Here is a 26,231-nt window from a genome sequence, read left to right on the forward strand (position 1 = left end):
CGCCTGTTTTTTTAGAGTACACGAATTATACAAAACAATTTATATTCAATTTTAGTGTAGAAGACTCATAAGAGTCCTTTTTCAATATGTTAAAATATTAGAGTTTTAAAGTAAAAAGTAATAAAGTTAGAAAGTGATTATACTTGTAACTTTATAAACATTCAACTTTTAAACTAAAGATTTAAGGTGATTATAGCGATGGGGCTCACCTCTTACCATTCCGAACAGAGAAGTTAAGCCCATTAGCGCCGATGGTACTGCATTAGTGGGAGAGTAGGTCGTTGCCTTTTTTATCTGCCGATAGGCAGGTTTAGAAATCCTCAACATAGTTTATGTTGGGGATTTTTTTGTTTTATACTTTTTGATCTTTACTTGTAAACCAACCAGAAACAAAAAATCCCCGTCGAACGACAGGGAATTTATATGCGGTTTTAAGCAACCTTTTATTGTTTGTGGAACAGACACTGTCCATTATTGTTTTTAGGCCTTTAAAAGCGAAGTATACAGCCTTTATTTGCGATGTGATATTCATAATATAATCTAATAACTGGCATGCGACAACGCTAATTATGATTTATGAATTGTATAACTGTTTCAATTGCTTCAGATAAATGTTTAGGTATAGTATCGGTTTCCCACGGATGCGAAGCTCCAAAAACGTGATTGGCTCCAGATATAATTTTTAATGTGCTTTCTGGTTTCCATTTGTATAAGTTTTTAGCTTCTTCCAGTAGTACACTGCTGTCATCATCTCCATGAATAATAAGTAACGGTTTTTGTAATCATCTGGTCGCGCGTTCTATATTTAATCGCTCTTGGTTTTCAATAAAATCCTCATAAAACTGATAATAATGAGGCATCTTTTGCTTAGTTCTGCCATTAATAACATAAGTTACACCATTTGTTTTCCATGTGTCTAAATCACCCATGGCTGTAAATCGTTTGCCATAATCGCTTACTCCAGCTAGGCTTATCACGTTTTTAATTCGGGAATCTTCTTGCCCTTTCAGTATTACAATGCCCCCTCCTCGGCTGTGCCCCATTAAACTTATGTTATTTAAATCAATTTCCGAAGAGAATTGAGTATTTGTAGAAATCCAGTCTATTATTGTCGCTAAATCGTCCAGTTCTTTTGTGTAATTATTATTACCGAAGGCTTCTAAATCAGGAAAATCTACAGGTTGTTCAGGTGTCCCACCGTTATGAGAGAAGTTAAATTTAACAAAGAATATATTGACTGTGGCAAATGCGTTAGCCATTAAATCCCAGGCACCCCAATCCTTAAATCCTTTGTATCCGTGGGAAAATACTAGTACAGGTTTTTTAATATTATCAGATTTGTAAAATATATCTGTAACAATGGGCTTTTCGTGTTTACCAGTAAGGATTAGATTTTTTGTAATCTTCATAGGCTTCTATTGAGGTTGAGTGGTTGTTAAATTTAAGACTTTTTAGTTATATAATTTTATCCGGTAGAATTAACATTTCGTATTATAGTAATGTTAAGTGGTTTTAAATAAGGTTTTTAAGTTTTAGTATTTTATGAAATACTATTAAAAAATGGTATTTTTAAATAATTGTGGAAGCATTTGAATTAAATATATTAAATCTTTTATTTGTACTAGTTGCAGCATGGCTTGGTGGTGCCGCGGCAAGGCGTATAGGGTATCCGTCTATTTTGGGAGAACTTGTTATAGGGATTCTCCTTGGGCCGGGCTTGTTGGGCTGGCTTGAATTTACCGAAACTATAAAAGTATTATCGGAAGTAGGCATTATGTTGCTCATGGTCTATATTGGAATAGAAATAGATTTTAAAGATTTAAAAAAAGCTTCCTGGCCTGGTTTATTGGCTTCTATAGGCGGTTTTGTAGTCCCTTTTGGTTTAGGTTATTATAGTACTTTATTGTTTGGAGGAGATACTATGGCGGGACTCTTTGTTGGAATGGCTGTAGGTGTTACTTCTTTAGCTACAAAAAGCAGAATTTTATTCGATTTAAAATTACTTAATACCAGAATAGCTTATGTACTTATGGCTAGTGCCTTAATATCGGACACTTTGGCTTTATTAATATTTGCTGGAATTTTGAGTGCTGCCGCCATGGGGGAATTTGATGCAGCCGGACTTGTGGTTGTTGCGCTTAAAGCAGTTACGTTTTTCGCAGTTACCATTTTAATTGGTATTTACATACTACCCAGAATAGGTAAATATCTGTCTAAATTCAAATCGATAAGTAGTACTTTCTTTTTTACCATTATCATAATAGTTGCTTTGGCTTATGCTGAGTTGGCAGAACTCGCAGGGATGCACAGTATTTTAGGAGCGTTTATGGCAGGGTTATTTATTAAGGATAAACTGTTTCCAAAGAATATTTCGAAAGAAGTACATAAAGCATTTTACGATGTTTCTATTGGCTTTCTGGCACCTGTGTTTTTTGTTTCTGCCGGGTTTATGGTAAATCTCGATGTGTTTAAAACAGAATTGCCTATGCTTATAACAATTATAGCAATGGCGATTATAGGCAAAATTCTAGGTGCGGCACTGTTTTATTTACCAACAGGATTAGGATGGCGTGAAGGTGTAACCGTTGGTGCTGGAATGAACGGGAGAGGGGCAGTGGAAATTATTATCGCAGGGATAGGTTTAGAAATGGGGATTATAGATCGAAATATATTTTCAATTCTTGTATTTATGGCGATTTTAACAACTCTTACCGTGCCTTTTTTGTTGAAATGGACAACGGATTGGTTAAAACGCAGGGGCGAGTTGGTTGTGATGAATAAGCGTGAAGGGATTCTTGTTTTGGGAGCAAATCCTATTAGTTTCTTGTTAGCTGAGTTTCTTAAACCTAAACTGAAAATGACTTTCATTGATTCAAATCAGGATAGTGTTCAACAAAGCAAAGCTTTGGGGTATGATTGTTTTTATGGAAATGCCCTCCAGGAGGAAGTGCTTACAGAAGCGGGAGCAGAAACTAAACAGACGTTTATGGCTACGACATCCAATACCGAAGTAAATATCTTAGCAGCGCAACTGGCTTCGGAATCCTTTCAGATTCCCAATACGCACGTAATGCTATCCAGAAGTAATTATGTTGCTGGGATAGACATTCTTGAATTATCTAACACGTCTAGTTTATTTGCTTCGGGAGTTGATGTTGAGTACTGGAATCAAAAAATTTTAAATGATGATTATGCTAAAGCCGTTGATCACATAAAACAAACTTGTACGACACGGGCCTGGATTAAAAAATACATAGGAAGTAAGGATGAAGTCTTACCTCTTGTAATTGAAACGGAGTCCGGAGAAAGAGAGGTATTTCATTTTGGATATGAATTACAACCTGGTGATAAAATTCACTTTATACGGTAACTTGTTACCTTAAATATGTAGTTTATTTTATACTTCTTTTTCAATAAAAGGAATTTCCGGATTAAAAATTTCTGTTATTAAATGCTGTAATTGTATTTTAAATGCTTCAATTGTGTCATTGCTTATGCTGAAATCTTTTTTAGCTCCTGCTCCGTTTTTATCTTTTTTGGCGAACTTTAAAAAACCACTATTTAAATTTTTAAAGGAAATGATTCCGGCTTCTACAGGAAAATTTAAAGTTTTATTTGATTGCATCATGTAAGCATAGCAAAGAATCTGGAAGGGTTTGCTATACTTTTTGTAATCGGTATTTAAATCATCCCAGTTTACTAATTCTACATTGTTTTGTTCCACTTTTCCGGTTTTGTAGTCTATTATTCGGGTAATACCGTTACATTCATCAACGCGATCCACTTTTCCGCCTATGGTAACCGGAAAAGCTAAACCCGGTATAGCTATCGGTATTTGTTTGAATTCAGATTCTATTGCGATTATTTTTATCTCATTTCCTGAGCTTAATACTTTTAATTCAGATTTTAAAAAATTGGAAACGTAACGTTTTGCTATTTCAAAAATAATGAGATTCTTACCGGAGCTAAAATCTCCTTTTTTATATTCTGATTTAAAGTGGTGGGCAACGCGTTCAGGAATATTAGTCTCCATTGTTTTTATGTGGCTCTCTGTTAGAAATTGACCTTCCAAAGGTTTATAAAAATCTTCAAGCGTATTATGTACTACGGTCCCTAAGGTGTTTGCTGCTACTGTTTCTTCAACTTCTTCACTGGTTTTTATATGCAATACTTTGTCGTAATAGAAATCTATAGGATTGCGTACATAATTACTCAAAGAGGATGGTGAAAAACCTTTTTCAGCAATAGCTTTTAGCCTGTTGATAACTGCAGGAGTTTTTTGTATTGTATTTAATTTCTGAGGGATTACCGGTACGGTAGGCGTTGCTATTTTATGTGTGATATGATGAATATTTTCCAGCTCCAGCTGAGTGATAAAACGACTTTTTTCGCCGCCAGTAAGAGCATCAGCCTCGGTATTGTATAAAATGAATATTTGTTTAGCGCGTTGTAATAAACGATAAAAGTGATAGGTGTAAACTGCGTCTTTTTCTTTATACGTTGGTAATTTATTCTCTAGTTTTACATCAAAAGGAATAAAAGAATTATTGCTTTTTCCAGCAGGTAAAATCCCTTCGTTTACGGATGATAGTATTACAGTTTCAAAATCCAGCACACGAGATTCCAACATTCCCATAACCTGAAGACCTTGCAGTGGTTCACCTTGAAAATCCAGAGTTTCACTGCTAAGTAATTCTTTATAGACCTGATGTAAGCTATGTAAAGAGTTTAGATGGGGGTAAACTGAATTCAGACGTTTTATGTTATTAAATAGCTCGTTAAATTTAAAGGCGTATTCTAATGCTAATACGTTGGCATCTTTGTTTGTGTTTAAGTTTGTTTTAATAGCTGTAATAAGCTTAATAAATGATTCCAGAGCTTTGTTTGGATTATTATGCCAATTACCAAATAAGAGCTCTAAAATTTTTTTAAACGGACTGGCAATATCAAATAAGTCCTCTTTATTCAGAAATACAAGGTTATTTGTTTTAATGCTATTCAGAATGATACTTGCATAGTCCTTAGTTTCTGACTGAAGTAAAGGTCTAATAAACTGGTGGCTTACTATGGTTATAATATCTTTGTAATAGAATCTTGTTTTATTCTTTTTGTGCAAGTCGAACAAGCTCTCAAACAATGTTGCTAGAGGTATTGACTTTAGAGGGAATCCCATAGTAACATTTAATGCCTTAACTTCTTTTGGTATTGAATTTAAAACGGGGATTAACAGATTTTCATCTCCTAAAACTACAGCCGTATTTGCAAGATTCGGATTTGTTTTTGAAAGCTGTTTTAAAATGGTTCCTATGTATTTTGCCTGTCCTATGGTTTTTGGAATTCCTATTAAACTCATGTTTTTAGGTGCTGAATAATTTGTTGTAATCCAGTTGAACGGATGGTTTTTAAAATACTTCCAGTTGGCTTTGTGCTCTCTTGTAAAAAGCCCGGCATCGTGAATAGGATTTTCTATAAAAGTTTTGTCTATATCCCAGTATATATGGGCATGTTCAGACTTCAGTAAGGTCTGAATTATGTTTTCTTCTGCGGTATTAAGTGCATTAAAACCTAAGAATATGTGAGTTTTTTTTGTTGAACCTGAATAGTTTTGGATGTTTTCACTTGCTTTTCGATACAGCAGTCCCTGGTATCCTATGCCTTGTTGTAATAGGTTAGTAGTATAATGGTTATAGTAGGTATGAAGGGAATTCCAGAATGATAAGTAATTTTGAACAAATTCTGTTTTTTCCGGTTCGAGAGACCAATGGGATAATTCCTGAATGTCCCCTAAATAATCAAATATTTTTTTTTGAGGAATAAGATAACGATCAATTTCATTAAAATCCTGAAGGAGGATCTGAGCCCATTTTGAAAAGCTTTCAAAAGGTTCTGGTTTTACAGCTTTATCGTGTAAATCCAAATAGGTGTTATAAAAGTGAAATAATAATTCGGTGTTCGTAGCTGGAGTTAATCCGGATAGGTCTGCTACAAATTCTTCTATACTTAAGGTTTCAGGAGCAAACAGGGTGGTGTTTGCTAATAGGGATAATTCATGTTTTAAAAAGGTTCCGGCTCTTTTACTAGGTAAAATGAAAGTAAGTTCGGAAAGGTTAAAGCCTTTGGCTCTGAGGTCTAACAATACCTCTGCAATAAAAGTTGTCATAGCATAAAAATAAAAAACGCCCCGAATAATCGAGGCGTTTTCTAAAATTATATTTTAACAGAATTAGTCTTCCTTAACTAAGTTAATTTCAACACGTCTGTTGTTAGCTCTACCAGCTCTTGTGCTGTTAGTGTCGATTGGCTTAGTTTCACCATATCCTTTAGAAGATAATCTAAATTCATCGATACCATTTCCAACTAAGTAATCTTTTACAGCTCTTGCTCTAGCTTCAGATAAGTTTAAGTTTAACTGATCAGAACCAGTGCTATCTGTATGTCCTTCAACTGTGAATTTAGCGTGAGGGAATTTGTTTAAGATTACAGTGATGTTTTCTAAAACTTCAGCAGATTCTTTCTTTATAGTAGATTTACCAGTGTCGAATAAGATTGTTTTAGCGTAAGCGTTTAATTTTTGCTTAACTTCTTCAGAAACTTCAGGACAACCATAGTTAGCTACAGTTCCTGCTAAGTTAGGACACTTATCATCTTTATCTGGAACACCGTCACCGTCAGCATCTGGCCAAGGACATCCGTTGTTTTCAGCAGGACCAGCTTCGTTTGGACAATTGTCATCTACATCAGCAACACCGTCACCGTCAGCATCAGGACAACCGTTTAATTCAGCTAAACCAGCTACAGTAGGACACTTATCATCTGGATCTGGAATACCGTCACCGTCAGTATCAGGACAACCATTAAATTCAGCAGGACCAGCTTCGTTTGGACAAGAGTCTTTGCTATCTTCAATACCGTCACCGTCAGTATCAGGACAACCATCGAAAATTTCTAAACCGAATACATCTGGACAAGCATCGTCTTTGTCGTAGATACCATCCTTATCTGTATCTTTTCCACCAAATTTGATAGAGATTCCAGCAGTGTGTTGGAAGTGAGAAGTTAAGTAATCTTCGAAAGCGTGCTTATAGCTAGATTGTACAGTTAAACCGATGTTTTCTGTAAACCATACGTTGAAACCTAAAGTACCGTTAAGAGTACCAGCTCCAATTTCGTCTACCCAAGTGTAACCTCCACCAACTCCAACGAATGGGTTGAATACACTGTGGTTTAAGAAACCATATTTGAAAGTACCATCAATACCGTAGTACGATAAATCGGCTACATCCATGTCTCCCATATATTCTATTTTGTTAATAGATCCTGTAACACCAAAAGACAATCCACTTGATAAGTGACGAGAAACTGAAATTGATGATAAAGAAGGTAAGATATTCCAATGGTCACCTACATTGAAATACTCATCGCCAAATCCATTACTAAGTGGGTAACCATCTCCGTTAGGGAAGAAGTCTACGGCGTTTACCCCAAAGCCAATCTGCCAAGGGTTGTTGTCATCTTGCGCATAAGTGTTGCTAAAGCCTAATACCAGCAACATTGCGAACATTAATCTGCTAAGATTTTTCATATTCAAAAGTTTAATTTTTAAGTGTTAATTGTAAACAAATGTAAGTTGTTAAATATTATTAACAAAGACAAATATAAAAAAATATTGATTACTCTGACCAAAGTAAGCGAGTTTAGTACGGTTTTAAATAACCCCTAATAACTTCCCGACTTTTGTAAAAGCATGGATGGCTTTGTCTAAATGTTCTGTTTTATGTGCTGCTGAAAGCTGTACGCGAATTCTTGCTTTTTCCTTAGGAACAACCGGGAAAAAGAAGCCAATAACATAGATTCCTTCTTCAAGTAATAAGCGTGCCATATTTTGCGCCAATTTGGCATCATATAACATTACAGGTACTATAGCGGAGTCTCCGTCTATAATATCGAAACCAGCGTCTTTCATGCCTTTTTTGAAATATTTTGTGTTTTCCTCCAGCGTATCTCTTAAACTAGTATCCGTTTTTAACATGTCGAATACCTTTATGGAAGCACCTACAATTGCCGGTGCTAAAGAATTGGAAAATAGATAAGGTCTGGAGCGTTGACGTAAAAGTTCGATGATTTCTTTTTTTCCTGTAGTATAGCCACCCATAGCTCCGCCCAGGGCTTTTCCCAGGGTACCCGTTATTATATCGACACGTCCTAAAACACCTTTTTCTTCCAGAGTTCCTATACCGGTTTGGCCTATAAAACCAGCAGAATGGCATTCATCTACCATAACCATTGCTTCGTATCGCTCTGCTAAATCGCAAATTTTATCCAATGGAGCTACCAGACCATCCATTGAGAATACACCATCTGTAACAATAATTTTAAAGCGTGCGCCATTGGCATTTGCAGTAATTAATTGTTGTTCTAAATCTGCCATATTATTATTGGCATAGCGGTATCTCGCCGCTTTACATAATCTAACCCCATCGATTATAGAAGCATGATTTAAGGCGTCGGATATGATGGCGTCTTCAGGTCCTAACAAAGGTTCGAATACTCCGCCATTGGCATCGAACGCGGCCGCATACAGAATGGTGTCTTCCGTACCGTAAAACTCAGCTATTTTATGTTCTAAAGTTTTGTGAATATCCTGTGTTCCGCAAATAAATCGTACCGAGGACATTCCGAAACCATGGGTGTCCATGGCATCTTTTGCAGCCTTAATAACTTCTGGATGTGCTGATAGTCCCAAATAGTTGTTAGCACAGAAGTTCAATACAGTTTCACCAGTATTCAAGGTAATTTCCGCACCTTGTGGAGATGTTATTATGCGTTCAGATTTATAAAGTCCTTCTTCTTTTATATTGTCCAGTTCCTGCTCAAAGTGTTTTTTTATGTTCCCGTACATGATAGATGCTTTTTAACAAATTTAAGCTAAATGGATGGTTTTAAGTTATCAGGCGTATTTTATTTGAATATCTTCATTGATATAAACAAGTATTTTCTGTGTGACCTTAAAGTTCATATCTTCCAGATAATGCTGATACATTTGTAACTGTTCTTTGTGTTTTTGTTGTTCTGTACCGGTTTTATAGTCTATAATGATAACTTCGTTTTGTGGAGATATTACAATGCGGTCGGGCCTTAATATACTTCCTGATTTAGTAATAATATCTCGTTCGGTGTAGATAGTATTTGTTTCGGAATAGTATGTTTTTAATTCGTTGTGATTCACGATATTTATAATAATGTCCTGTAAAACCTGTTCTTGTTCAGTGTTGATTAAACCATCTTGTTTGGCACTTTCAAGCGTTGGTAGTATATCCTGTGCAGTTTTTATTTTAGACATTAAATGATGAACCAAATTTCCTTTTTCTATAGCATCCTGTTGAACGGTGTCCCATAAATAGCCGTTTTTAGTAATTATTTTAATGTTGTGTTCCTGTTTAGATTCAGAAATAAATTCTATGGTTTCAGAATGGTTTTCGGCTACAGCTTCCATGTCAGTTTCGGAAATTGGACGTGTTGCAGTGCCAAAACTATAACTTTGAGTGGAATCGCTCCAGAGTTGTTGTTCCTTTAAATAAGCAATAAATAATCCGGAATATAAATTAGTGTTTGGATTACCATTTCTATCCAATCCTAAACTGGAAATAATATGCAACTGCTCTACTGGTCGGGTTAAAGTTACATAAAGTAAATTAAGATTGTCTAATTCCAGTTCGCTGTTTCTGGTATTGTAAATTTTTTTGCCATCCTCGCCAAATTCAACAATATCTTTTTTGCTATAATTTATAAGTGCATTCGAAAACCCTTTATAGTTGTTTGCGTCTAACGGAAACCAGGTTTTTGGATCAACTTCTTTATAAATATCCAGATCGGCATACGGGAAAATAACTACTGGAAATTCCAGTCCTTTGGATTTGTGAATAGTCATAATTTGAACCGCATTTTGTCCTTCGGGAGAAACGATACTTAGTTTGTCCATTTTTTTATTGAAGTATTCTAAAAATTTAAAAATATCAGATCCTTGTTTTTGTGAAAAATCTAATATGACATCAAGATAATATTGAAGGTAAGCGTTAGAATTTGATACCAGATTAAAGTCTCTTATAATGGATTCGGCCATGTCGAACAAGGGTAATTGTATAAGTTGTTCTGCTTTTACGAAAATGTTCAATAGGCTGAATTGAGAAAACAACTGATTGATCTCCAGATTCAGATGTTTTTCAAAAAATGCGTGTTTATCTTCAATCCCAAATTTGTCGGATAAATACTTTAAAATTTCAATTTTAACTTCGTTGTTTCTAGGGTCGAATAAAAGTGAAATAATGTTGTTTACAAATATAACTTCTGGTGATTTTTTTAGCAGTAAGGATTCAGAAGAGATAATCTGAATGTTTTGCTGACTTAAAAAATCGGCAATGGCTGCAGCTTCCTTGCCTTTTCTAACTAGTATGCATAAGTCTTTATAAGAATAGCCGTTTTCCAGACAGGAATTTATGGTTTTTAAAACCTGTTCGGGATAAATAACATCTCTGTCTTCATCCGTAGTATTCAGAAATGTAATATTTACAAACCCTTCGTTTGGATTAGCGGTTTCTTGACCTGCCCGATTATATAAATCCTGATATGTAGTATTGCTAAAGGCTGTTGTAGTTAAAAAACGGAAAAAACTATTGTTAAATTCTATGACATTTTTGAAGCTTCTGAAATTGGTTTTTAATTCAGATTTTTGCTTTTCGGTATGAAAAGGATTAGAAGACAGATCGGCCAATTCGATAAATTGTTCCGCTTTTCCACCTCGCCATCTGTAAATGGCCTGTTTGGCATCTCCCACCAGCATTAATGAACCCGGGTCTTTTTCGGGCGTGTAATGATCCAGAGTTTCCGAGATTAACGGAACTAAATTTTTCCATTGTAATTCCGAAGTGTCCTGGAATTCATCTATAAAATAATGATTGAATTTTTCACCCAGACGTTCGTAAATAAACGGCGTGGGTTGTTCGGAAATTTCATTACCAATTATGGTGTTAAATTCCGATATCAGCATTTTATTTTCTTCGTTTTTTAAGTCTGTTAACTCGTTATTAATGGCATTTAAAACCGATAGTTGCGTAATGTTTTTATAAATGGTTCTCAAAAGTTTTAAATGGAAAACCTTCGATTTTATATCTTGATATTTAGTTGCTATTTCCGGAAGTAATTCATCTATAAGTTGTGCTTTCGCAGCAGCGAGCGATTTGGTGTATATTTTTCCTTCAGTAATATTGCTTTCTAATTTATTGTCGTAAAGATTGTAAAGTTCTAGTTTTGAGGCTTTTACAAAATGATTGTATAAGGTGCCTCTGGAAAAATCTTTTACGGTTAAGTCTTGATTTGCAAACGAGGACAATAAGTTTTTGGCTGTAGATACAATAAACTCTTCTGTGCTATTTATTTCTGTTTTTAAATGTTGTTTTAAAATTTTAAAATCTTCAAGCGATTTGCCTTGTAAGTTGTTTAAGTAAGGGATATCATTTTCGTTTACCAGTAGTTTCGCGATTTTATATAAATCCAGAGAAATATCCCAGCTTTTATCGTCGTCAGCTTTTTCAATGGCATATTGCACCAGGATTTTGGTCAGTTCTTTGTCTGTTCCTGCTTTGGCAATTAACCGATCTACAGCCTCGGTTAATAAGGAGTCAGTATCCAGTTCTACTTCAAAGTTAAGGGGTAATTTTAAATCGTGAGCAAAGGTTCTGATTAAACGGTGTGTAAACCCGTCAATTGTAGAAATTTCAAAAGCAGCATAATTATGGATAATGGTGTTTAATAAGGTGTTCGATTTACTGTAAAGGGCTTCGGGTTCCAGATTTAATTCTTCGCAAAGCAGTTTAAACATGGTGTTTTCGCTTGTTAAAATTGAAACATCTGAAAACATTTTAAGCGTATTAATAATACGTTCTTTCATTTCATAAACCGCCTTGTTTGTAAATGTTATAGCCAGGATGTTTTTAAACTGAAACAGACTATTAGATTGAAATAAAATTTTGAGGTAGGCTTTAACCAATGTAAAGGTTTTTCCACTTCCAGCGGAAGCGTCGTATATGGTAAAAGAATTAGGGTTTTGCATGAAGAACTAATTTGAATACAAGATAGAAACTATCAATGATTTCATAACAATTTATTATTTTTTATTGCCGTGTATAATCCGTAAATTTGAAAGTGAAAATTTATTAATCATTTAAATAAAAAAATATTATGGCTTTCGAATTACCGAAATTACAATATGCTTACGATGCGCTAGAGCCTCATATCGATGCTCGTACTATGGAAATTCATCATTCAAAACACCACCAAGGGTACACTAATAACTTAAATAATGCCATTGCCGGTACAGAATTAGAAGGAAAATCTATTGAAGATATTCTTACAGGTTTAGATATGAGCAATGCAGCAGTTAGAAATAATGGAGGTGGATTTTATAATCACTCTTTATTCTGGGAAGTAATGAATCCGGAAGGGAAAGGGTATTTATCTGGAGACTTAAAAGATGCAATTATTGAAGCTTTTGGTTCTGTAGATGCATTTAAAGAAGCGTTTAGTAAAGCAGCCGCTACTCAGTTTGGTTCTGGCTGGGCTTGGTTATGTGTTCATAAAGGAGGTAAAGTTTCTGTATGTTCAACACCAAACCAGGATAATCCATTAATGCCAGGAGCTGGTTGTGATGGGACTCCAATTTTAGGTTTAGATGTATGGGAACATGCTTATTACTTAAATTACCAAAACAGAAGACCAGATTATATTTCTGCGTTCTTTAACGTTATTAACTGGAATGAAGTGGAGCGTCGTTACGCAGAAGCTAAATAAGATATCTTATATCTTTTAAAATAAAAAAAGCGGATTTTGCCTATTGGTAAAATCCGCTTTTTTGTTTGTATAAAATAAAAAGGTGAACCTAAGTTCACCTTTTTTGCCCCAAATCTACCATGAACTTAACCTACTTATGTTATGGTGAAACAAATATATAAGTGATTGAGGTGTAGATAAAATTATATTAGTCGAACTGCCAAAAAATTAGTCTAACGGGAAATAATGTTAAAACTAGTTCTAGTTTTAGAATTCTTAAGAGACGTTTTTTTATTAAAATGATAATTAGAAGTTAAGCTTTTTATTATATATTCCTTTGATTGCTAGTTCGTAATCGTAAATTTTGCGATTTTCTGAAAATTTTAAGAATACGTGGTTTTGACTTTATTTGATCGTATTCCGAAACCATTTTTAATGAAGAAAATGAAGATAGGAGACTTTAAAAAGAAGAGTTGTTTTGTTGTTGTTATGTTAAGTCTTTGAGTTTTAATAAAATAAAAAAGGCGAACGTTAGTTCGCCTTTTTTGCCCCAAATCTACCATGAACTTAACCTACTTATGTTATGGTTCAGCCAAATTAGAGTATTTTTAGGTTATCAAATAATCTTTTAGATTAAATGCATCTTTATTAGGTAAAAGGTGTTTATGTGTGCGTTAAATCTCTATAAATCAATGATTAAGAGTTAGTATGCGCGCTCTTTATTACCTTCAAAGAAGTTAATAAAGGCCCTGTTAACAACACGATTTCCACCAGGAGTAGGATAATTACCTGTAAAATACCAGTCTCCTAAATTTTTAGGACAGGCTTTATTTAAATTTTCAACACTCTGGAAAATAGTATGTACTTCTGCGTTAATTGTATCATCAGAGATAAGTTCTGCAATTTTTGTTGAGATTTCATCGTCTGTAAATTCATCATACAAATCTTTAACGAAGTTCTTAACTTTAGTGTCTTTTAAATCTACTTGAGCCTTACATTTATTGTAAACCTCTTCAACAAGATGATATTTATTATTTTCCTTTAATAAGCTTAACATTGCTCTAAAAGCAACTAAGCTTTCCAGGTTAGCCATATCGATTCCGTAACAATCAGGATAGCGAATCTGTGGAGCAGAAGAGACTACCACAATACGTTTTGGATGCAGACGATCCAGCATTCTGATAATACTCTTTTTTAAAGTGGTTCCTCGAACAATACTATCGTCAATAATTACAATATTGTCGGTTGGCTTAATAACACCGTAAGTTACATCGTAAACGTGTTCAACTAAATCATCTCTACTGCTGTCTTCAGTAATAAAGGTTCTTAATTTAGCGTCTTTAATTGCGATTTTTTCTATTCGAGGTCGTTCAGCTAATATATCGGTTACCTGTTGTTCCGATAAGTTACGTTTGCCTTCAATAATAGCTTTGGTTTTTCGTTTATTCAGAAAATCCTCAACAGTTTCAATCATACCGTAAAACGATGTTTCAGCCGTATTAGGAATATAAGAGAACACCGTATTTTTAGTATCGTGATTTACAGTTTCAAGAACTTTAGGCATAATTAATTTTCCTAAAGTTTTACGTTCCTGATAAATTTCTGCATCACTTCCTCTGGAGAAATAAATGCGTTCGAAAGAACAGGCTTTGCGTTCTGTAGGTTCTAAAATTTGTTCAATCTTAACTTTTCCAGATTTTTTTGTAATAATAGCGCAACCCGGTTCAAGTTCTTTTACTTTGTCGAAATCTACATTAAATACAGTTTGTATAACCGGACGCTCAGAAGCTACAACGACAACTTCATCATCTTTGTAGTAATACGCTGGTCTTATCCCGGCTGGATCACGTAAAACGAAAGAATCTCCATGTCCAAGCATTCCGGCCATAGCGTAACCTCCATCGAAATTTTTAGCAGCACGTCTTAAAATTTTACCTACGTTTAAACGTTCGGCAATAAGAGGAGAAGATTCTGTTTTATTGTAACCTTCAGCTTTAAGCTGTTTGTATTTTTTTTCTACGGCATCATCAAGGAAGTGGCCGATTTTTTCCATAATGGTAATGGTGTCGGCTTTTTCTTTAGGGTGCTGCCCAATACGAATTAAATTATCGAATAATTCGTTTACATTGGTCATGTTAAAATTACCCGCAACAATTAGATTTCTGTGCATCCAGTTGTTCTGTCTTAAAAACGGGTGTACACTTTCTACACTGTTTTTTCCAAAAGTTCCATAACGTACGTGCCCTAATAACACTTCGCCAATATATGGGATGTGTCTTTTTTGTAGCGCTACATCGTCTGCATATTCCGGATTTTCCTGAAGCTCCTGATTGATTCTCTGATTAATCTGAGAAAAAATATCCTGAATAGGTTGCTGAGCATTAGATCTTACTCTGCTTATATAGCGCTCTCCCGGATGAGTGTCTAACTTAATACTTGCAAAACCAGCACCGTCCTGACCGCGATTGTGCTGTTTCTCCATCATTAAATACATTTTATTTACGCCATAAAATGCAGTACCATATTTTTCTTTATAGTATTCTAATGGTTTTAAAAGTCTAATAAGTGCAATACCGCACTCATGTTTTAAAGCATCGCTCATGTGATATGTGTATGTGTAAAATTAAGTAAAAAACGCGCTTTAATTAAGCGCGCGTTTTTATTATGATAATTCAATGTCAAATGTTGTCAATTCCTTAAACTGCTTCAGTCGGTTTTTTAAATCCACATCGCTTACGTGTTGCAGGCGTTCGGTTCCAAATTCTTCTACGCAGAACGAGGCTAATGCAGAACCATAAATAATGGCAGTTTTCATATTTTCGAAACTATAGTCTCTGGTGCTTGCCAGATACCCTGCAAATCCGCCGGCAAAGGTATCTCCCGCTCCGGTAGGGTCAAATACACTTTCTAAAGGCAGTGCCGGGGCAGAGAATATTTCGTTTTCATGAAATAATAAAGCGCCGTGTTCTCCTTTTTTAATCACTACAAATTTTGGTCCCATCTCGTAAATTTTACGAGCAGCAGTAACCAAAGAATATTCACCTGTTAATTGTCGGGCTTCTTCGTCGTTTATGGTTAAAACATCTACCTTATTAATTACTTTATGTAAATCTTCTAGGGCGTTGTCCATCCAGAAATTCATGGTGTCTAAGATGGTTAATTTTGTAGAGTCCTCCATCTGTTCCAATACACTTAGCTGTACCAAGGGATGAAGATTCCCTAACATAACTACGTCGGCATTTTTGTAATCTTGAGGAACAACCGGATTAAAATCGGCTAACACATTTAATTCTGTAGCCAGAGTGTCTCGTGTGTTCATGTCGTAATGGTAACGACCGCTCCAGAAGAAGGTTTTGCCGTTACTTACAATTTCTGTTCCCGAAATATCTATATTTCTATTAGACAATAAATCGAGATAATTTTGAGGAAAATCGTTTCCTACCACAGAAACTATCGTACTGTTAACATTAAACTGCGATGCTGATAATCCAATATATGTGGCTGCACCACCAAGGATTTTGTCGGTTTTTCCAAAAGGGGTTTCAATAGCATCAAAGGCTACTGTTCCTACAATTACTAATTTGCTCATATAGAGGTGTCAAATTTTTTGCAAATATAGGGTTTTATAGATGAATCTGAATAATTTATTGGGTTTAAATAAAAATCAAAAAATCAACTAAAAACACTTTATTTGCGTCCGAAATCTGCAGGTATTTCTCCCCAGGCCTTGGTTTCCCACTTTACTATGGTTGTGTTGTAAGTGTTGGTTTTTAACCAGTGTATAGCCCGATTAACTAATTCAAATAGTTCTTTATTAGAATCGTTTAACTCTAATTTAGTATTACACGTTTTCTTTTTTACCCAGCTTATAGCCGTTTTCGAGTCGGTATAAATTATGCGGTCGCTGTTGTGTTTTTTTAAAAAGGCCAAGCCATGTACTATGGCAAGAAATTCGCCTATATTATTTGTACCTTGTTTAAATGGGCCCTGAATAAATAATTGCTTTTTAGTTTTGGTGTCTACACCACGATACTCCATAATTCCGGGATTTCCGCTGGAGGCGGCATCTACAGAAATAGAGTTGTAATTTGGCTTCCCTATTTTTTTTAATTGCTCTGGTGTTAATTCACTTTTAAATGTTTTGTTGCCAATAAAGTCTTTAGGGTTACTGTTTAAGGCGTGTTTTGCTGCTTCAAAAGTCGGGAACGATTTATATACGGCGCCCGGATAATCTTTAATCTGAGCTTTACAATCGTTCCAGGATTCAAAAACTCCGGTGTGATGTCCTTTCCAGACCGTGTAGTATTTTTTCTTTTTAGCGCTCATTTAAAGGCATTCAGCAAATTATTAATTCTGTGCAGTTAAAAGTTGATCTACAACTTTAGGAAAATGTTCCATTTCCAGTTCGTGAATTTTTGCAGCGACAGCTTCGGCAGTATCAGTAGTAAGTACTGGACAGCTCGCCTGAAAAATGGTAGCGCCTTCGTCGTAATTTTCGTTTACATAATGTATAGTTATGCCCGTTTCGGTTTCCTTATTATGGACTACAGCTTCATGGACATGCATGCCATACATGCCTTTGCCTCCGAATTTAGGCAGTAGTGCCGGATGAACATTAATAACTTTATTAGGGAAAACTTCTAAAATGTGTTCCGGGAATTTCCATAGAAAACCAGCAAGAATAATTAAATCCGGATTTGAGCTTTTTAATAGGTTTAAAACATCATCTGTTTTGGTGAATGCTATACGGTTAAAAGACAGTGCGCTAACGCCTAGTTTTTTACATCGGTCCAGTACTTTGGCATGAGGATTGTTGGTGAGCACCTGAATTACAGAAGCATTGCTTTTGTTATTAAAGTATTTAATTAAATTTTCAGCATTCGATCCAGATCCTGAGGCGAAAATTACTATGCGTTTCATGAGGTGTTGGGTTTAAAGTTTAAAACTTAGATGTTTAAAAAGGTAAAATGATGAATCATTTTGTAAATACTCTTAATTACAATGGCCGATGATTCTAAAATTTATCGAACAAAAAAACAGAATATGATTAATAAATAAGGTGTAAAATTAATTTACTTCAATTTAATTTTAGTAATTTACAATCACATTTTTTAACTAATGGTGTGTTTTAAAATAAAGTTTTTTATTTTTGCGACTTATTTAAAACTTAAAATTAAAGATTATGTCAGACATTGCATCAAGAGTAAAAGCGATTATCGTAGACAAATTAGGTGTTGATGAAAACGAAGTTGTAACTGAAGCTAGCTTCACAAACGATTTAGGAGCAGATTCATTAGACACTGTAGAATTAATTATGGAATTCGAAAAAGAATTCGATATTCAAATTCCAGATGATCAAGCTGAGAATATTGCAACAGTTGGTCAAGCTATATCATACATAGAAGCTGCAAAATAAGGAAAAATTTTTATGGAATTAAAGCGAGTTGTAGTTACAGGTTTAGGGGCTTTAACGCCAATTGGAAATACCAAGGATGAGTATTGGGAAGGTCTGGTTAGTGGAAAAAGCGGAGCTGCTCCTATAACATATTTTGATGCTGAGAAGTTCAAAACAAAATTCGCTTGCGAATTAAAAAATTTTAATCCTACCGATTTTCTAGATAGAAAAGAGGCTCGTAAGATGGATCGTTTTACGCAATATGCTATGGTGGCTTCAGACGAGGCGATTGCAGATGCTAAATTAGATCTGGATACTATCAATAAATTACGAGTTGGTGTAATCTGGGGAGCAGGAATTGGTGGTTTAGAAACATTCCAAGACGAGGTTTTAAACTTTGCTGCAGGCGATGGATCTCCGCGATTCAATCCGTTTTTTATACCAAAAATGATTGCAGATATAGCGCCTGGTAACATATCCATTAAAAATGGATTTATGGGACCAAACTATACTACTGTTTCGGCTTGTGCATCTTCTGCTAATGCTATGATAGATGCTTTAAACTATATACGTTTAGGGCATTGCGATGTTATAGTTACAGGAGGAAGTGAGGCCGCAGTTACTATTGCAGGAATGGGAGGCTTTAATGCGATGCATGCCTTATCTACAAGAAATGAAAGTCCGGAAACTGCATCCAGACCATTTGATGCAACTCGAGATGGGTTTGTATTAGGTGAGGGCGCAGGGGCTATTATTCTTGAGGAATATGAGCACGCTAAAGCACGAGGAGCCAAAATTTATGCAGAAGTAATGGGTGGTGGAATGTCGTCTGATGCACATCATATGACAGCACCACATCCAGATGGTATCGGAGTTATGGCTGTAATGAGAAACTGTTTGGAAAACGCAGGATTAAATCCGGAAGATGTAGACCATATTAATACACATGGTACTTCCACTCCTTTAGGAGATGTAGCTGAATTAAAGGCAATTACTGAGGTTTTTGGTGAGCATGCTAAAACCATAAATATCAATTCAACAAAATCAATGACAGGTCACTTGTTAGGAGCTGCCGGAGCTATAGAAGCAATTGCTGCTATTATGGCGATGGAACACGGTATTGTACCGCCTACAATTAATCACGAAGTTGTTGATGAAAAAATTGATCCGAATTTAAATTTAACCCTTAATAAAGCGCAAAAGCGAGATGTTAAGGTAGCGATGAGTAATACCTTTGGTTTTGGCGGGCATAACGCTTGTGTATTATTTAGAAAATTAGATTAAATCGAATGAAATCCATTCGTAACATATTAAATTCCCGTTTTAAAAACAACGGGAATTTTTTTATTTCTGTACATAACATTTTAGGTTTCAAACCTAAAAATCTGGCATTTTATAAAACAGCATTTACCCATCGTTCTATGAACATTAGAGATAAGGAGGGTAATGTTATAAACTACGAGCGGTTAGAGTTTTTAGGAGATGCCATGTTAGGGGCTGTTATAGCTTCGCATTTATTTAGTGAAGTACCGGGAGGAGACGAAGGCTATCTTACCAAAATGCGATCTAAAATTGTAAGTCGGGAGCATTTAAACGAACTGGGTAAAGATTTAAAATTAATCGACCTTGTAGAAAGTAAAATCCCTAAAGGGCAGTTCGGAGATAATATTCACGGTAATTTATTCGAAGCTTTGGTAGGTGCTATTTTTTTAGATCGTGGCTATAAGTATTGCGAAAAATTTATTTACAAGCGAATTATTATTCCGTTTGTCGATATAGAAAAGCTGGAGGGCAAGGTTATCAGTTATAAAAGTTTACTGATAGAATGGTGTCAGAAAGAAAAGAAAACCTTCAATTACGAGGTTTACGATGATACCGGAAATGATGAAGTGAGACACTTTGCTGTAAGATTATCTATCGATAAAAAAGTGGTTGCAAAAGCCAGAGCAACATCTAAAAAGAAAGCCGAAGAAAAGGCTTCAAAACGCGCATTTTTTGTTTTTCAGAAACAAATCTCTAGGCCCAATTAAAATTCTAACTACAATGTTAAAGATTTCTTAAACTAAATCGTTTTCGTTAAAATATAGTATTAAGATTAGCTTAAACCTCAGTTTTTAACCGTTATAAGTGTTATATTTACATCTGGAATTATGTATTTATGGCCATTCATAAGCTTAATCTTGAGGACTTTTTAGATGAAATTGATTATGTTTTAATAGCGATACATTGTCGATTAAAGGATTACAGATTAGCTTATTTTTTAAATAAAAATTTACAAATTCAACTGGCGAGAAGACGGCAGGATGTAGACTATAAATATTTTTCTGCGTCGTATGCTATTTTCGAATGGAAAGACACGAAACATTTAATAACTTATAATCTGGTGTCTAACATTTGCAAACGCGAAGAAGATAGTTTGCAAAGTTCCGGTTCGCTGTTTGATACTCAGGAAAAAATTATCAAATCGTATAATTTAATTCCTGAACTTAAAAATGTGGATTATTTACTTAAAATAACTAAGGAAGATCTGCAGATAAACGAAAAACTAATAGTAAACAAAATACAACAAATACCGCAGGTTATTACAACCTATCCGGTAAATGTTGAACAATTAAAATCGAAGGACAATTTAATTTTTAATTAATGTTAAAAAGAAAGAAAACCAAAATAGTGGCCACCCTTGGGCCGGCAACAAGTACTAAGGAAGTTTTAAAAGGGATGCTGGATGAAGGCGTTGATGTATTTAGAATTAACTTCTCTCATGCCGACTATAATGATGTTGCTGAACGAATTGCAATGATTCGTGAATTAAATGAAGAATATGGTTATAACGCTGCAATTTTAGGAGATTTACAAGGGCCAAAACTTCGTGTTGGTGTAATGAAAGGCGAAGTGTTTGTAAATCCAGATGATGAAATTATTTTTGCTACAGGAGAGCGTTTCGAAGGAACAAAGGAGCGTGTTTACATGACCTATGAGCAATTCCCTCAGGATGCAAAACCAGGGGAACGTATTCTTCTTGATGACGGTAAATTAATTTTTGAAGTTGTTTCTACCGATAAAAAATCTGAAGTAAAAGCAAAAGTTATTCAAGGAGGTCCTTTACGTTCTAAAAAAGGGGTGAATCTTCCAAATACTAATATTTCTCAGCCTGCACTTACAGAAAAAGATATTGAAGATGCTATTTTCGCTATTCAGCAGAAGGTAGATTGGATTGCATTATCATTCGTACGTCATGCAGAAGACTTAATGCAGTTACAGGAACTTATTAAAGAACACAGCGATCATAAAATTCCGATTGTAGCGAAAATTGAAAAGCCGGAAGCAGTAGAGAATATCGATAAGATAGTTGCATACTGTGATGGTTTAATGGTAGCTCGTGGAGATTTAGGAGTTGAAATTCCTGCTCAGGAAGTGCCGTTAATTCAAAAGCAGTTGGTACGTGTTGCTAAGAAAGCCAGAATACCGGTAATTATAGCAACCCAAATGATGGAAACTATGATTTCCAGTTTAACGCCAACAAGGGCCGAGGTTAACGATGTTGCTAACTCGGTTATGGATGGGGCAGATGCAGTAATGCTTTCAGGAGAAACTTCTGTTGGACAGTATCCAGTACAGGTTATCAGACAGATGTCTAATATTATTAAAAGTGTAGAAGATTCTCCACTTATTAAAGTACCGCAATCTCCGCCTCATATTCGTACAAAACGATATATCACTAAATCTATTTGTTTCCATGCGGCTAATATGGCTAACGAAATTAATGCAAAAGCCATTTCTACACTTACAAACAGTGGGTATACTGCATTTCAGATTTCAGCTTGGAGACCATCAGCTCACATTTTAGTGTTTACATCAAACAAACGTATCCTTACACAGTTAAATTTACTTTGGGGTGTTAAGGCGTTCTACTATGATAAGTTTGTTACTACAGATGAGACTATTGAAGATGTTAATGCTTTAGCATGTGAAAAAGGTTATTTGGAAGAAGGTGATATGCTTATTAGCTTAGCTGCTATGCCAATCCAGGAAAAAGGTATGGTTAACACTTTACGTGTATCTGAAATTACAGATTGTAATTTAAAGAAAAAGTAAAAGACATTATCTTTACGATAAATAAAAGCCTCAACAATTATTTTGTTGAGGCTTTTTTATGTTTAAGCTTAGCTTAAGTATTTTTAACTAAAAAATGAGATTGGAGTTTTAGAAGGCTCCAATATAGTGACTTCCTTCAGCATTAATTAATTCTGCACCTTTAGTTACTTCTCCAGTTTCTGTTTCTATAACATAAATATTTCCGTTTTTCCCAACAGGAGCTTCAGTAACGAATATTTCGGTACCATTAACAGCAAAACCTTGATATTGGAATAAGTAAAAATCTGGTTCGTAAGGAATAGCATCAATTTTTTGAGCCGTTTTTGCATTTAAATCAATAAGTGCAAAATAGCCTTGTGCTCCAGCTGTACCTTCGGCAGAACCGGCGTGACGGTATGCTAAAACGCCTTTACCGTTTTCTGTAGGTCTCCATGCTAAAATATAAGCATCTTCTACACCTAAGGCTTCATCTAAATTAAACACATAAGAATCGTCATACTGATTGTTAGAATCTATTTTTAAAATGTGTGAACCGTTAGGGTCGCCTTGATTTGCCTGGTATACACTTCCGTTATATAAAAAGGCATTAATACTACGGTAGCCATTTGTGTTTCCATGACCAACGGTAGAGCTTATTACTTTTGGGTTTAATAAGGAAGGGTAATCTAGAACGATGGTTTTAGATCCTAAAATGTCATAACCGCTATCAGATTCACCAGTAGCAGGATCTACCTTACTTAAACGAGCTCCTATGTATAATTTATCGCCAGAAGCGTTTAAAGTAGGCATATCAATTCTGGAAATGTAATACCCTTGAGCTTCTTCTTCAGTACTTAAAGCGATACTTTGTTCCTGAAAGTTTTGTATTGAAGAGTTTACCAGGTCTAAAGTTACAACACCCATAGTTGCTTCGGTACGTGTATAATTTCCGTCTGTGTCAAATTGATGTTCTGTTGATACATAAACCGCAGCTCCGGTCTGGTCGCCATCAAATAATTTTATCCATCTAGGAGCAGAGCCAACATAAGGAGCAATACTTACTTCGCTTCCTGTTTTAGCGAAATTTTGACCTCCATTAACAGTGTATTTGGTATAATTTCCTCCTGTGTCTCCGGCGTAACTTATGTTAAAAATAGTATTCCCGTCTTCAGAGGCTTGTAATCGTGCGGTTCTGTTAGAAGGTACAATAAAACCATTATCGAAAGGTGCAATAGATTTTGTAGGATCTTTTGCATCTTCGCTGCTTACAGAGTATATTAATGTACCTCCATTACCATCTCCGGGGTTGTCTCCCATTCTGGCTGCAGCAACAGTAATCCATCTGCTGTCTTCTTGTTTGTCTTCTCCAGGAGAATTACTGCTATCGTCTTCACTACAACTTACAGTTAGTAATAGTCCACTTAAAGCAAGTGCAAGCGTTTTTAAGTTGAAAAAGTAATTTTTCATTTGATTAAATATTTAGAATTTATTGATAAAATAATTTAGTTTTAGGTAAAAGGCCCGTCCTGGTTTTTGTACAGAAAGGTTGTCATAGACCGGTTTATCGAAAATATTTTTAATGTCGAAACTTACTACAACGTCGTTTTTGGGAAATGAATAGCTCAGGCCAAAATCCTGAACTAATTGCTCCGGTACTTTAAAAAAGTCGTCACCAACAGTGTTAGAACCTTGTGGAACTAAATAGGAAAAGTCGTCTGTAAAATACATGTTATAAAACAGGTTTAAGCGAGTGTTATTCAGGAATAGATTTTTAATGGAATAACGTAACCCTCCGTTCATAGTAAAAAAAGGAGTGTTTGGCACGTCAATTTCTACACCTCTGTTTACAATAGTTAATTCGAAACGAGATATGTTAAAATTGAATCCAAAATTATTGTTATAGGTGTAGTTTAACTGGGTTTCAATACCTCTGGAACTACCATTACCCTGATTTTCGTAAAGAATAGTTTCATCGTTAACATTTAACGATGTTTCTATAGGCAGACCAATTCGGTCATTAATATTACGAGTAAACAAATTGGCTGAAATGGAAAAGGCGTGATCATTTAAATGGAATGTGCCGAATTTAAATCCTAAATTCAAATTGTTACTATACTCAGGGTTAATACTTGGGTTGGCCACAACGTTATCACCATCATTACCGAATACTTCTGTTTCGTTTGGCAAACGAATGGCTTTTTCGGCAGATGTTAATAAGGTTATTTTTGGAAGTATGGCATAGGATAGAGCAAGACCGTAACCTTCATCTTTTACATTCGAAGCGGTAATTTCATCTTCAATTTCGTTTGTGCTTTCATTTACAAAAGGATCTGTATTTACAGTTTTTTGTTGATAGTATTTACCAAAGAGGCTTAGTTTTAGTCTTTCATCAAATGCATTTAACTCGTAGGTAAGTGACAAAATGTTTTTATGTAAATCTCTGGAGCCCTTAAATGTGTTTTCTAAAACCGATCTCAATGCATCACTGTCTTCGCGGTCTATGGCATTGTATAAGTGATTAAATAAGAATTTATGATGGCTGTTAACCGTATATGAGATACCTGTCCTAACGGAAGCAACATGTCTGTCTATTCTTGCTAATGTAGGTCCGCCTTCCTGTTGCGAGCCCCAGGTGTATTTGTATTCGTCGCCTTTATAATCTATAGCTTTTTCTCCATTCCAGCTATAAGCCCAGGCTACGGTATCGTTAACCATGCGGTTTCGTTTACCGTGTAGACCATGGACATCTACATCCAAACCTTTAGTGAATAAATCTTTCTTTTGGTATGTTAAATTCACAAGCATGGCATTGGACTCCATGAAACGACCTTTATAGGGCATAATCGTCATGAAAGCACCATGCTGAATTTCTTTGTAATCATCAGACCCGGTAATACCTATAAAAAACTGATCTGCCCAATTTACATCGGTAAATCCAATTTCAGCTACACCGCCTTTAGATTTATAGGAATCGTTAAATCTGCGTGCGGTAATAGGGGTCTGTACTCCACCTAAGCCAGTAACTACTACACTTCTGCCCCAAACTTTATAATCGTTATCGGAATGATTATAAAACCCGGAAGCTTTAACTGTAAAACCGGATTTCTCAAATCGATACAATCCATTGATGTTGGTCTGTAAAGTATTAAACGACCCGTAGGATACAGATGCATTTAGGTTGGTCTCAGTAGATTTATCTAAAACGATATTAATGGCGCCTCCTAAAGCGTCTTCTGATAAATAACCCGGTACAACACCTTTGTAAACTTCTATACGTTTAATCATGGAAGGTGGTATGCTGTTTAAATTGTAGGACGACCCGTAAACAGAAATAGGAATACCATCTATAAAAATGCGTACCGCATTTCCAGATAAGCCGTTTAAACTATATTGTACTTGAGACCCCAATCCACCATTCTGACGAATTTTTACGCCAACTGTTGTGTTTAAGAGCTCGTTGGTTTGAATGTTGCGAAGACTCGCTTCTTTGGTTTCTACAATATTTACAGCATAGCCGTCGCGCTCCATTTTCGATTTTGTGGTTTGTGTTTTAACCAATACTTCTTCTAAATCATGATACTCTGTTAGTTCTAAAGTGGTATGATTTGGTTTTGAGGCTGAATTATGAGTAACCGTTATGGTTTGGGAGTTAGCATTTAAGGAATGTATTTGTATGGTGTAGCTCCCATATGGAATCTTACTAAAGGTGTATTCCCCGTTAATGTCAGAAATGGTTTCCTTAGTCAATTCCTGTCCTTGTAAAATTATGTGGGCACCTAAAACAGGTTCATTGTTGTTAAATATAACAGTTCCTTTTAAGGGGCCTTGTTGGGCTAGTAAAATGCAGCTGGTTAGAAATATATAAATACTAAAAAGCCTTTTGCTTAAGACCATATTTTAAAATTTTACACAAAATTAAACTTATTTAGACTTAGTACAA

The 26,231-nt window shown here is 35.3% G+C and carries 18 protein-coding genes and 1 rRNA gene; 8 read left to right on the top strand and 11 right to left on the bottom strand.

The window, feature by feature from the left end; translation table 11 throughout:
• Window positions 1-182 precede the first annotated feature (182 nt).
• A 5S ribosomal RNA gene (rrf, locus tag I3217_RS05775) occupies window positions 183-290 on the top strand.
• Window positions 291-782: 492 nt separating this feature from the next.
• Here the strand turns inward: rrf and I3217_RS05780 are convergent.
• Window positions 783-1,409, bottom strand: coding sequence for an alpha/beta hydrolase family protein (locus I3217_RS05780; RefSeq protein ID WP_435048805.1), 627 nt, complete (start codon window positions 1,407-1,409; stop codon window positions 783-785).
• 170 nt (window positions 1,410-1,579) lie between these two features.
• Between I3217_RS05780 and I3217_RS05785 the strand changes: the two genes are divergently transcribed.
• Window positions 1,580-3,370, top strand: a complete 1,791-nt coding sequence (locus I3217_RS05785) for a cation:proton antiporter (RefSeq protein WP_435048806.1) — start codon at window positions 1,580-1,582, stop codon at window positions 3,368-3,370.
• A gap of 27 nt (window positions 3,371-3,397) precedes the next feature.
• Here I3217_RS05785 and I3217_RS05790 read toward each other — a convergent pair whose 3' ends face one another.
• The 4 genes from I3217_RS05790 to I3217_RS05805 form a co-directional block, all read right to left on the bottom strand.
• The gene (locus tag I3217_RS05790; RefSeq protein ID WP_435048807.1) at window positions 3,398-6,160 is read right to left on the bottom strand and encodes a PD-(D/E)XK nuclease family protein; all 2,763 of its coding nucleotides are present in this window, start codon (window positions 6,158-6,160) and stop codon (window positions 3,398-3,400) included.
• A 63-nt stretch (window positions 6,161-6,223) separates the two neighbouring features.
• Window positions 6,224-7,582, bottom strand: coding sequence for an OmpA family protein (locus tag I3217_RS05795; RefSeq protein WP_435048808.1), 1,359 nt, complete (start codon window positions 7,580-7,582; stop codon window positions 6,224-6,226).
• A gap of 123 nt (window positions 7,583-7,705) precedes the next feature.
• On the bottom strand, window positions 7,706-8,899 hold the full coding sequence (gene kbl, locus I3217_RS05800) for a glycine C-acetyltransferase (protein ID WP_435048809.1): 1,194 nt from the start codon (window positions 8,897-8,899) through the stop codon (window positions 7,706-7,708).
• Window positions 8,900-8,947: 48 nt separating this feature from the next.
• Entirely contained in the window at window positions 8,948-12,106 is a 3,159-nt protein-coding gene (locus tag I3217_RS05805) for a UvrD-helicase domain-containing protein (RefSeq protein ID WP_435048810.1), read from the bottom strand.
• Between the two features lie 128 nt (window positions 12,107-12,234).
• Between I3217_RS05805 and I3217_RS05810 the strand changes: the two genes are divergently transcribed.
• Entirely contained in the window at window positions 12,235-12,843 is a 609-nt protein-coding gene (locus I3217_RS05810; protein WP_435048811.1) for a superoxide dismutase, read from the top strand.
• A 682-nt stretch (window positions 12,844-13,525) separates the two neighbouring features.
• Here I3217_RS05810 and I3217_RS05815 read toward each other — a convergent pair.
• The 4 genes from I3217_RS05815 to I3217_RS05830 all read right to left on the bottom strand — a co-directional run bounded on the left by I3217_RS05815 (window position 13,526) and on the right by I3217_RS05830 (window position 17,742).
• Window positions 13,526-15,424: an amidophosphoribosyltransferase gene (locus I3217_RS05815; RefSeq protein ID WP_435048812.1), complete on the bottom strand. Its 1,899-nt coding sequence runs from the start codon at window positions 15,422-15,424 to the stop codon at window positions 13,526-13,528.
• 60 nt (window positions 15,425-15,484) lie between these two features.
• Window positions 15,485-16,411: a PfkB family carbohydrate kinase gene (locus I3217_RS05820; protein ID WP_435048813.1), complete on the bottom strand. Its 927-nt coding sequence runs from the start codon at window positions 16,409-16,411 to the stop codon at window positions 15,485-15,487.
• A gap of 98 nt (window positions 16,412-16,509) precedes the next feature.
• Window positions 16,510-17,148, bottom strand: coding sequence for a ribonuclease H1 domain-containing protein (locus I3217_RS05825; protein WP_435048814.1), 639 nt, complete (start codon window positions 17,146-17,148; stop codon window positions 16,510-16,512).
• A gap of 21 nt (window positions 17,149-17,169) precedes the next feature.
• Window positions 17,170-17,742, bottom strand: coding sequence for a phosphoribosylglycinamide formyltransferase (locus tag I3217_RS05830; protein ID WP_435048815.1), 573 nt, complete (start codon window positions 17,740-17,742; stop codon window positions 17,170-17,172).
• A gap of 262 nt (window positions 17,743-18,004) precedes the next feature.
• On the opposite strand from I3217_RS05830, the gene I3217_RS05835 reads away from it, so the two are divergent.
• The 5 genes from I3217_RS05835 (at window position 18,005) to pyk (ending at window position 22,312) form a co-directional block, all read left to right on the top strand.
• Window positions 18,005-18,238: an acyl carrier protein gene (locus I3217_RS05835; RefSeq protein ID WP_007647141.1), complete on the top strand. Its 234-nt coding sequence runs from the start codon at window positions 18,005-18,007 to the stop codon at window positions 18,236-18,238.
• A 12-nt stretch (window positions 18,239-18,250) separates the two neighbouring features.
• Window positions 18,251-19,501, top strand: a complete 1,251-nt coding sequence (gene fabF / locus I3217_RS05840; protein ID WP_435048816.1) for a beta-ketoacyl-ACP synthase II — start codon at window positions 18,251-18,253, stop codon at window positions 19,499-19,501.
• A 5-nt stretch (window positions 19,502-19,506) separates the two neighbouring features.
• A complete protein-coding gene (gene rnc / locus I3217_RS05845; RefSeq protein ID WP_435048817.1) occupies window positions 19,507-20,247 on the top strand; it encodes a ribonuclease III in 741 nt (246 codons plus the stop codon).
• Between the two features lie 128 nt (window positions 20,248-20,375).
• Complete coding sequence (locus I3217_RS05850) at window positions 20,376-20,861, top strand: IPExxxVDY family protein (RefSeq protein WP_435048818.1); 486 nt, start codon at window positions 20,376-20,378, stop codon at window positions 20,859-20,861.
• Entirely contained in the window at window positions 20,861-22,312 is a 1,452-nt protein-coding gene (gene pyk / locus I3217_RS05855) for a pyruvate kinase (RefSeq protein WP_435048819.1), read from the top strand. Before I3217_RS05850 ends, pyk begins: the two co-directional genes overlap by 1 nt.
• A 108-nt stretch (window positions 22,313-22,420) precedes the next feature.
• On the opposite strand, the gene I3217_RS05860 is transcribed toward pyk, so the two are convergent.
• Window positions 22,421-23,758 (bottom strand): hypothetical protein, encoded by a 1,338-nt coding sequence (locus I3217_RS05860; protein ID WP_435048820.1) that lies wholly within the window; start codon window positions 23,756-23,758, stop codon window positions 22,421-22,423.
• Window positions 23,759-23,770: 12 nt separating this feature from the next.
• Window positions 23,771-26,185, bottom strand: a complete 2,415-nt coding sequence (locus I3217_RS05865) for a TonB-dependent receptor (RefSeq protein WP_435048821.1) — start codon at window positions 26,183-26,185, stop codon at window positions 23,771-23,773.
• Window positions 26,186-26,231 lie beyond the last annotated feature (46 nt).

The sequence above is a fragment of the Formosa sp. S-31 genome, from assembly GCF_051172795.1.
Taxonomy (GTDB): Bacteria; Bacteroidota; Bacteroidia; order Flavobacteriales; family Flavobacteriaceae; genus Formosa.

What these genes read in the sequence shown, in the direction of transcription:
- fabF (WP_435048816.1), top strand. Translation starts at nt 18,251, where the DNA reads ATGGAATTAAAGCGAGTTGTAGTTACAGGTTTAGGGGCTTTAACGCCA.
- pyk (WP_435048819.1), top strand. Translation starts at nt 20,861, where the DNA reads ATGTTAAAAAGAAAGAAAACCAAAATAGTGGCCACCCTTGGGCCGGCA.
- I3217_RS05830 (WP_435048815.1), bottom strand. Translation starts at nt 17,742, where the DNA reads ATGAAACGCATAGTAATTTTCGCCTCAGGATCTGGATCGAATGCTGAA.
- I3217_RS05860 (WP_435048820.1), bottom strand. Translation starts at nt 23,758, where the DNA reads ATGAAAAATTACTTTTTCAACTTAAAAACGCTTGCACTTGCTTTAAGT.
- kbl (WP_435048809.1), bottom strand. Translation starts at nt 8,899, where the DNA reads ATGTACGGGAACATAAAAAAACACTTTGAGCAGGAACTGGACAATATA.
- I3217_RS05865 (WP_435048821.1), bottom strand. Translation starts at nt 26,185, where the DNA reads ATGGTCTTAAGCAAAAGGCTTTTTAGTATTTATATATTTCTAACCAGC.
- I3217_RS05805 (WP_435048810.1), bottom strand. Translation starts at nt 12,106, where the DNA reads ATGCAAAACCCTAATTCTTTTACCATATACGACGCTTCCGCTGGAAGT.
- I3217_RS05780 (WP_435048805.1), bottom strand. Translation starts at nt 1,409, where the DNA reads ATGAAGATTACAAAAAATCTAATCCTTACTGGTAAACACGAAAAGCCC.
- I3217_RS05795 (WP_435048808.1), bottom strand. Translation starts at nt 7,582, where the DNA reads ATGAAAAATCTTAGCAGATTAATGTTCGCAATGTTGCTGGTATTAGGC.
- I3217_RS05835 (WP_007647141.1), top strand. Translation starts at nt 18,005, where the DNA reads ATGTCAGACATTGCATCAAGAGTAAAAGCGATTATCGTAGACAAATTA.
- I3217_RS05825 (WP_435048814.1), bottom strand. Translation starts at nt 17,148, where the DNA reads ATGAGCGCTAAAAAGAAAAAATACTACACGGTCTGGAAAGGACATCAC.
- I3217_RS05820 (WP_435048813.1), bottom strand. Translation starts at nt 16,411, where the DNA reads ATGAGCAAATTAGTAATTGTAGGAACAGTAGCCTTTGATGCTATTGAA.
- rnc (WP_435048817.1), top strand. Translation starts at nt 19,507, where the DNA reads ATGAAATCCATTCGTAACATATTAAATTCCCGTTTTAAAAACAACGGG.
- I3217_RS05815 (WP_435048812.1), bottom strand. Translation starts at nt 15,424, where the DNA reads ATGAGCGATGCTTTAAAACATGAGTGCGGTATTGCACTTATTAGACTT.
- I3217_RS05790 (WP_435048807.1), bottom strand. Translation starts at nt 6,160, where the DNA reads ATGACAACTTTTATTGCAGAGGTATTGTTAGACCTCAGAGCCAAAGGC.
- I3217_RS05810 (WP_435048811.1), top strand. Translation starts at nt 12,235, where the DNA reads ATGGCTTTCGAATTACCGAAATTACAATATGCTTACGATGCGCTAGAG.
- I3217_RS05850 (WP_435048818.1), top strand. Translation starts at nt 20,376, where the DNA reads ATGGCCATTCATAAGCTTAATCTTGAGGACTTTTTAGATGAAATTGAT.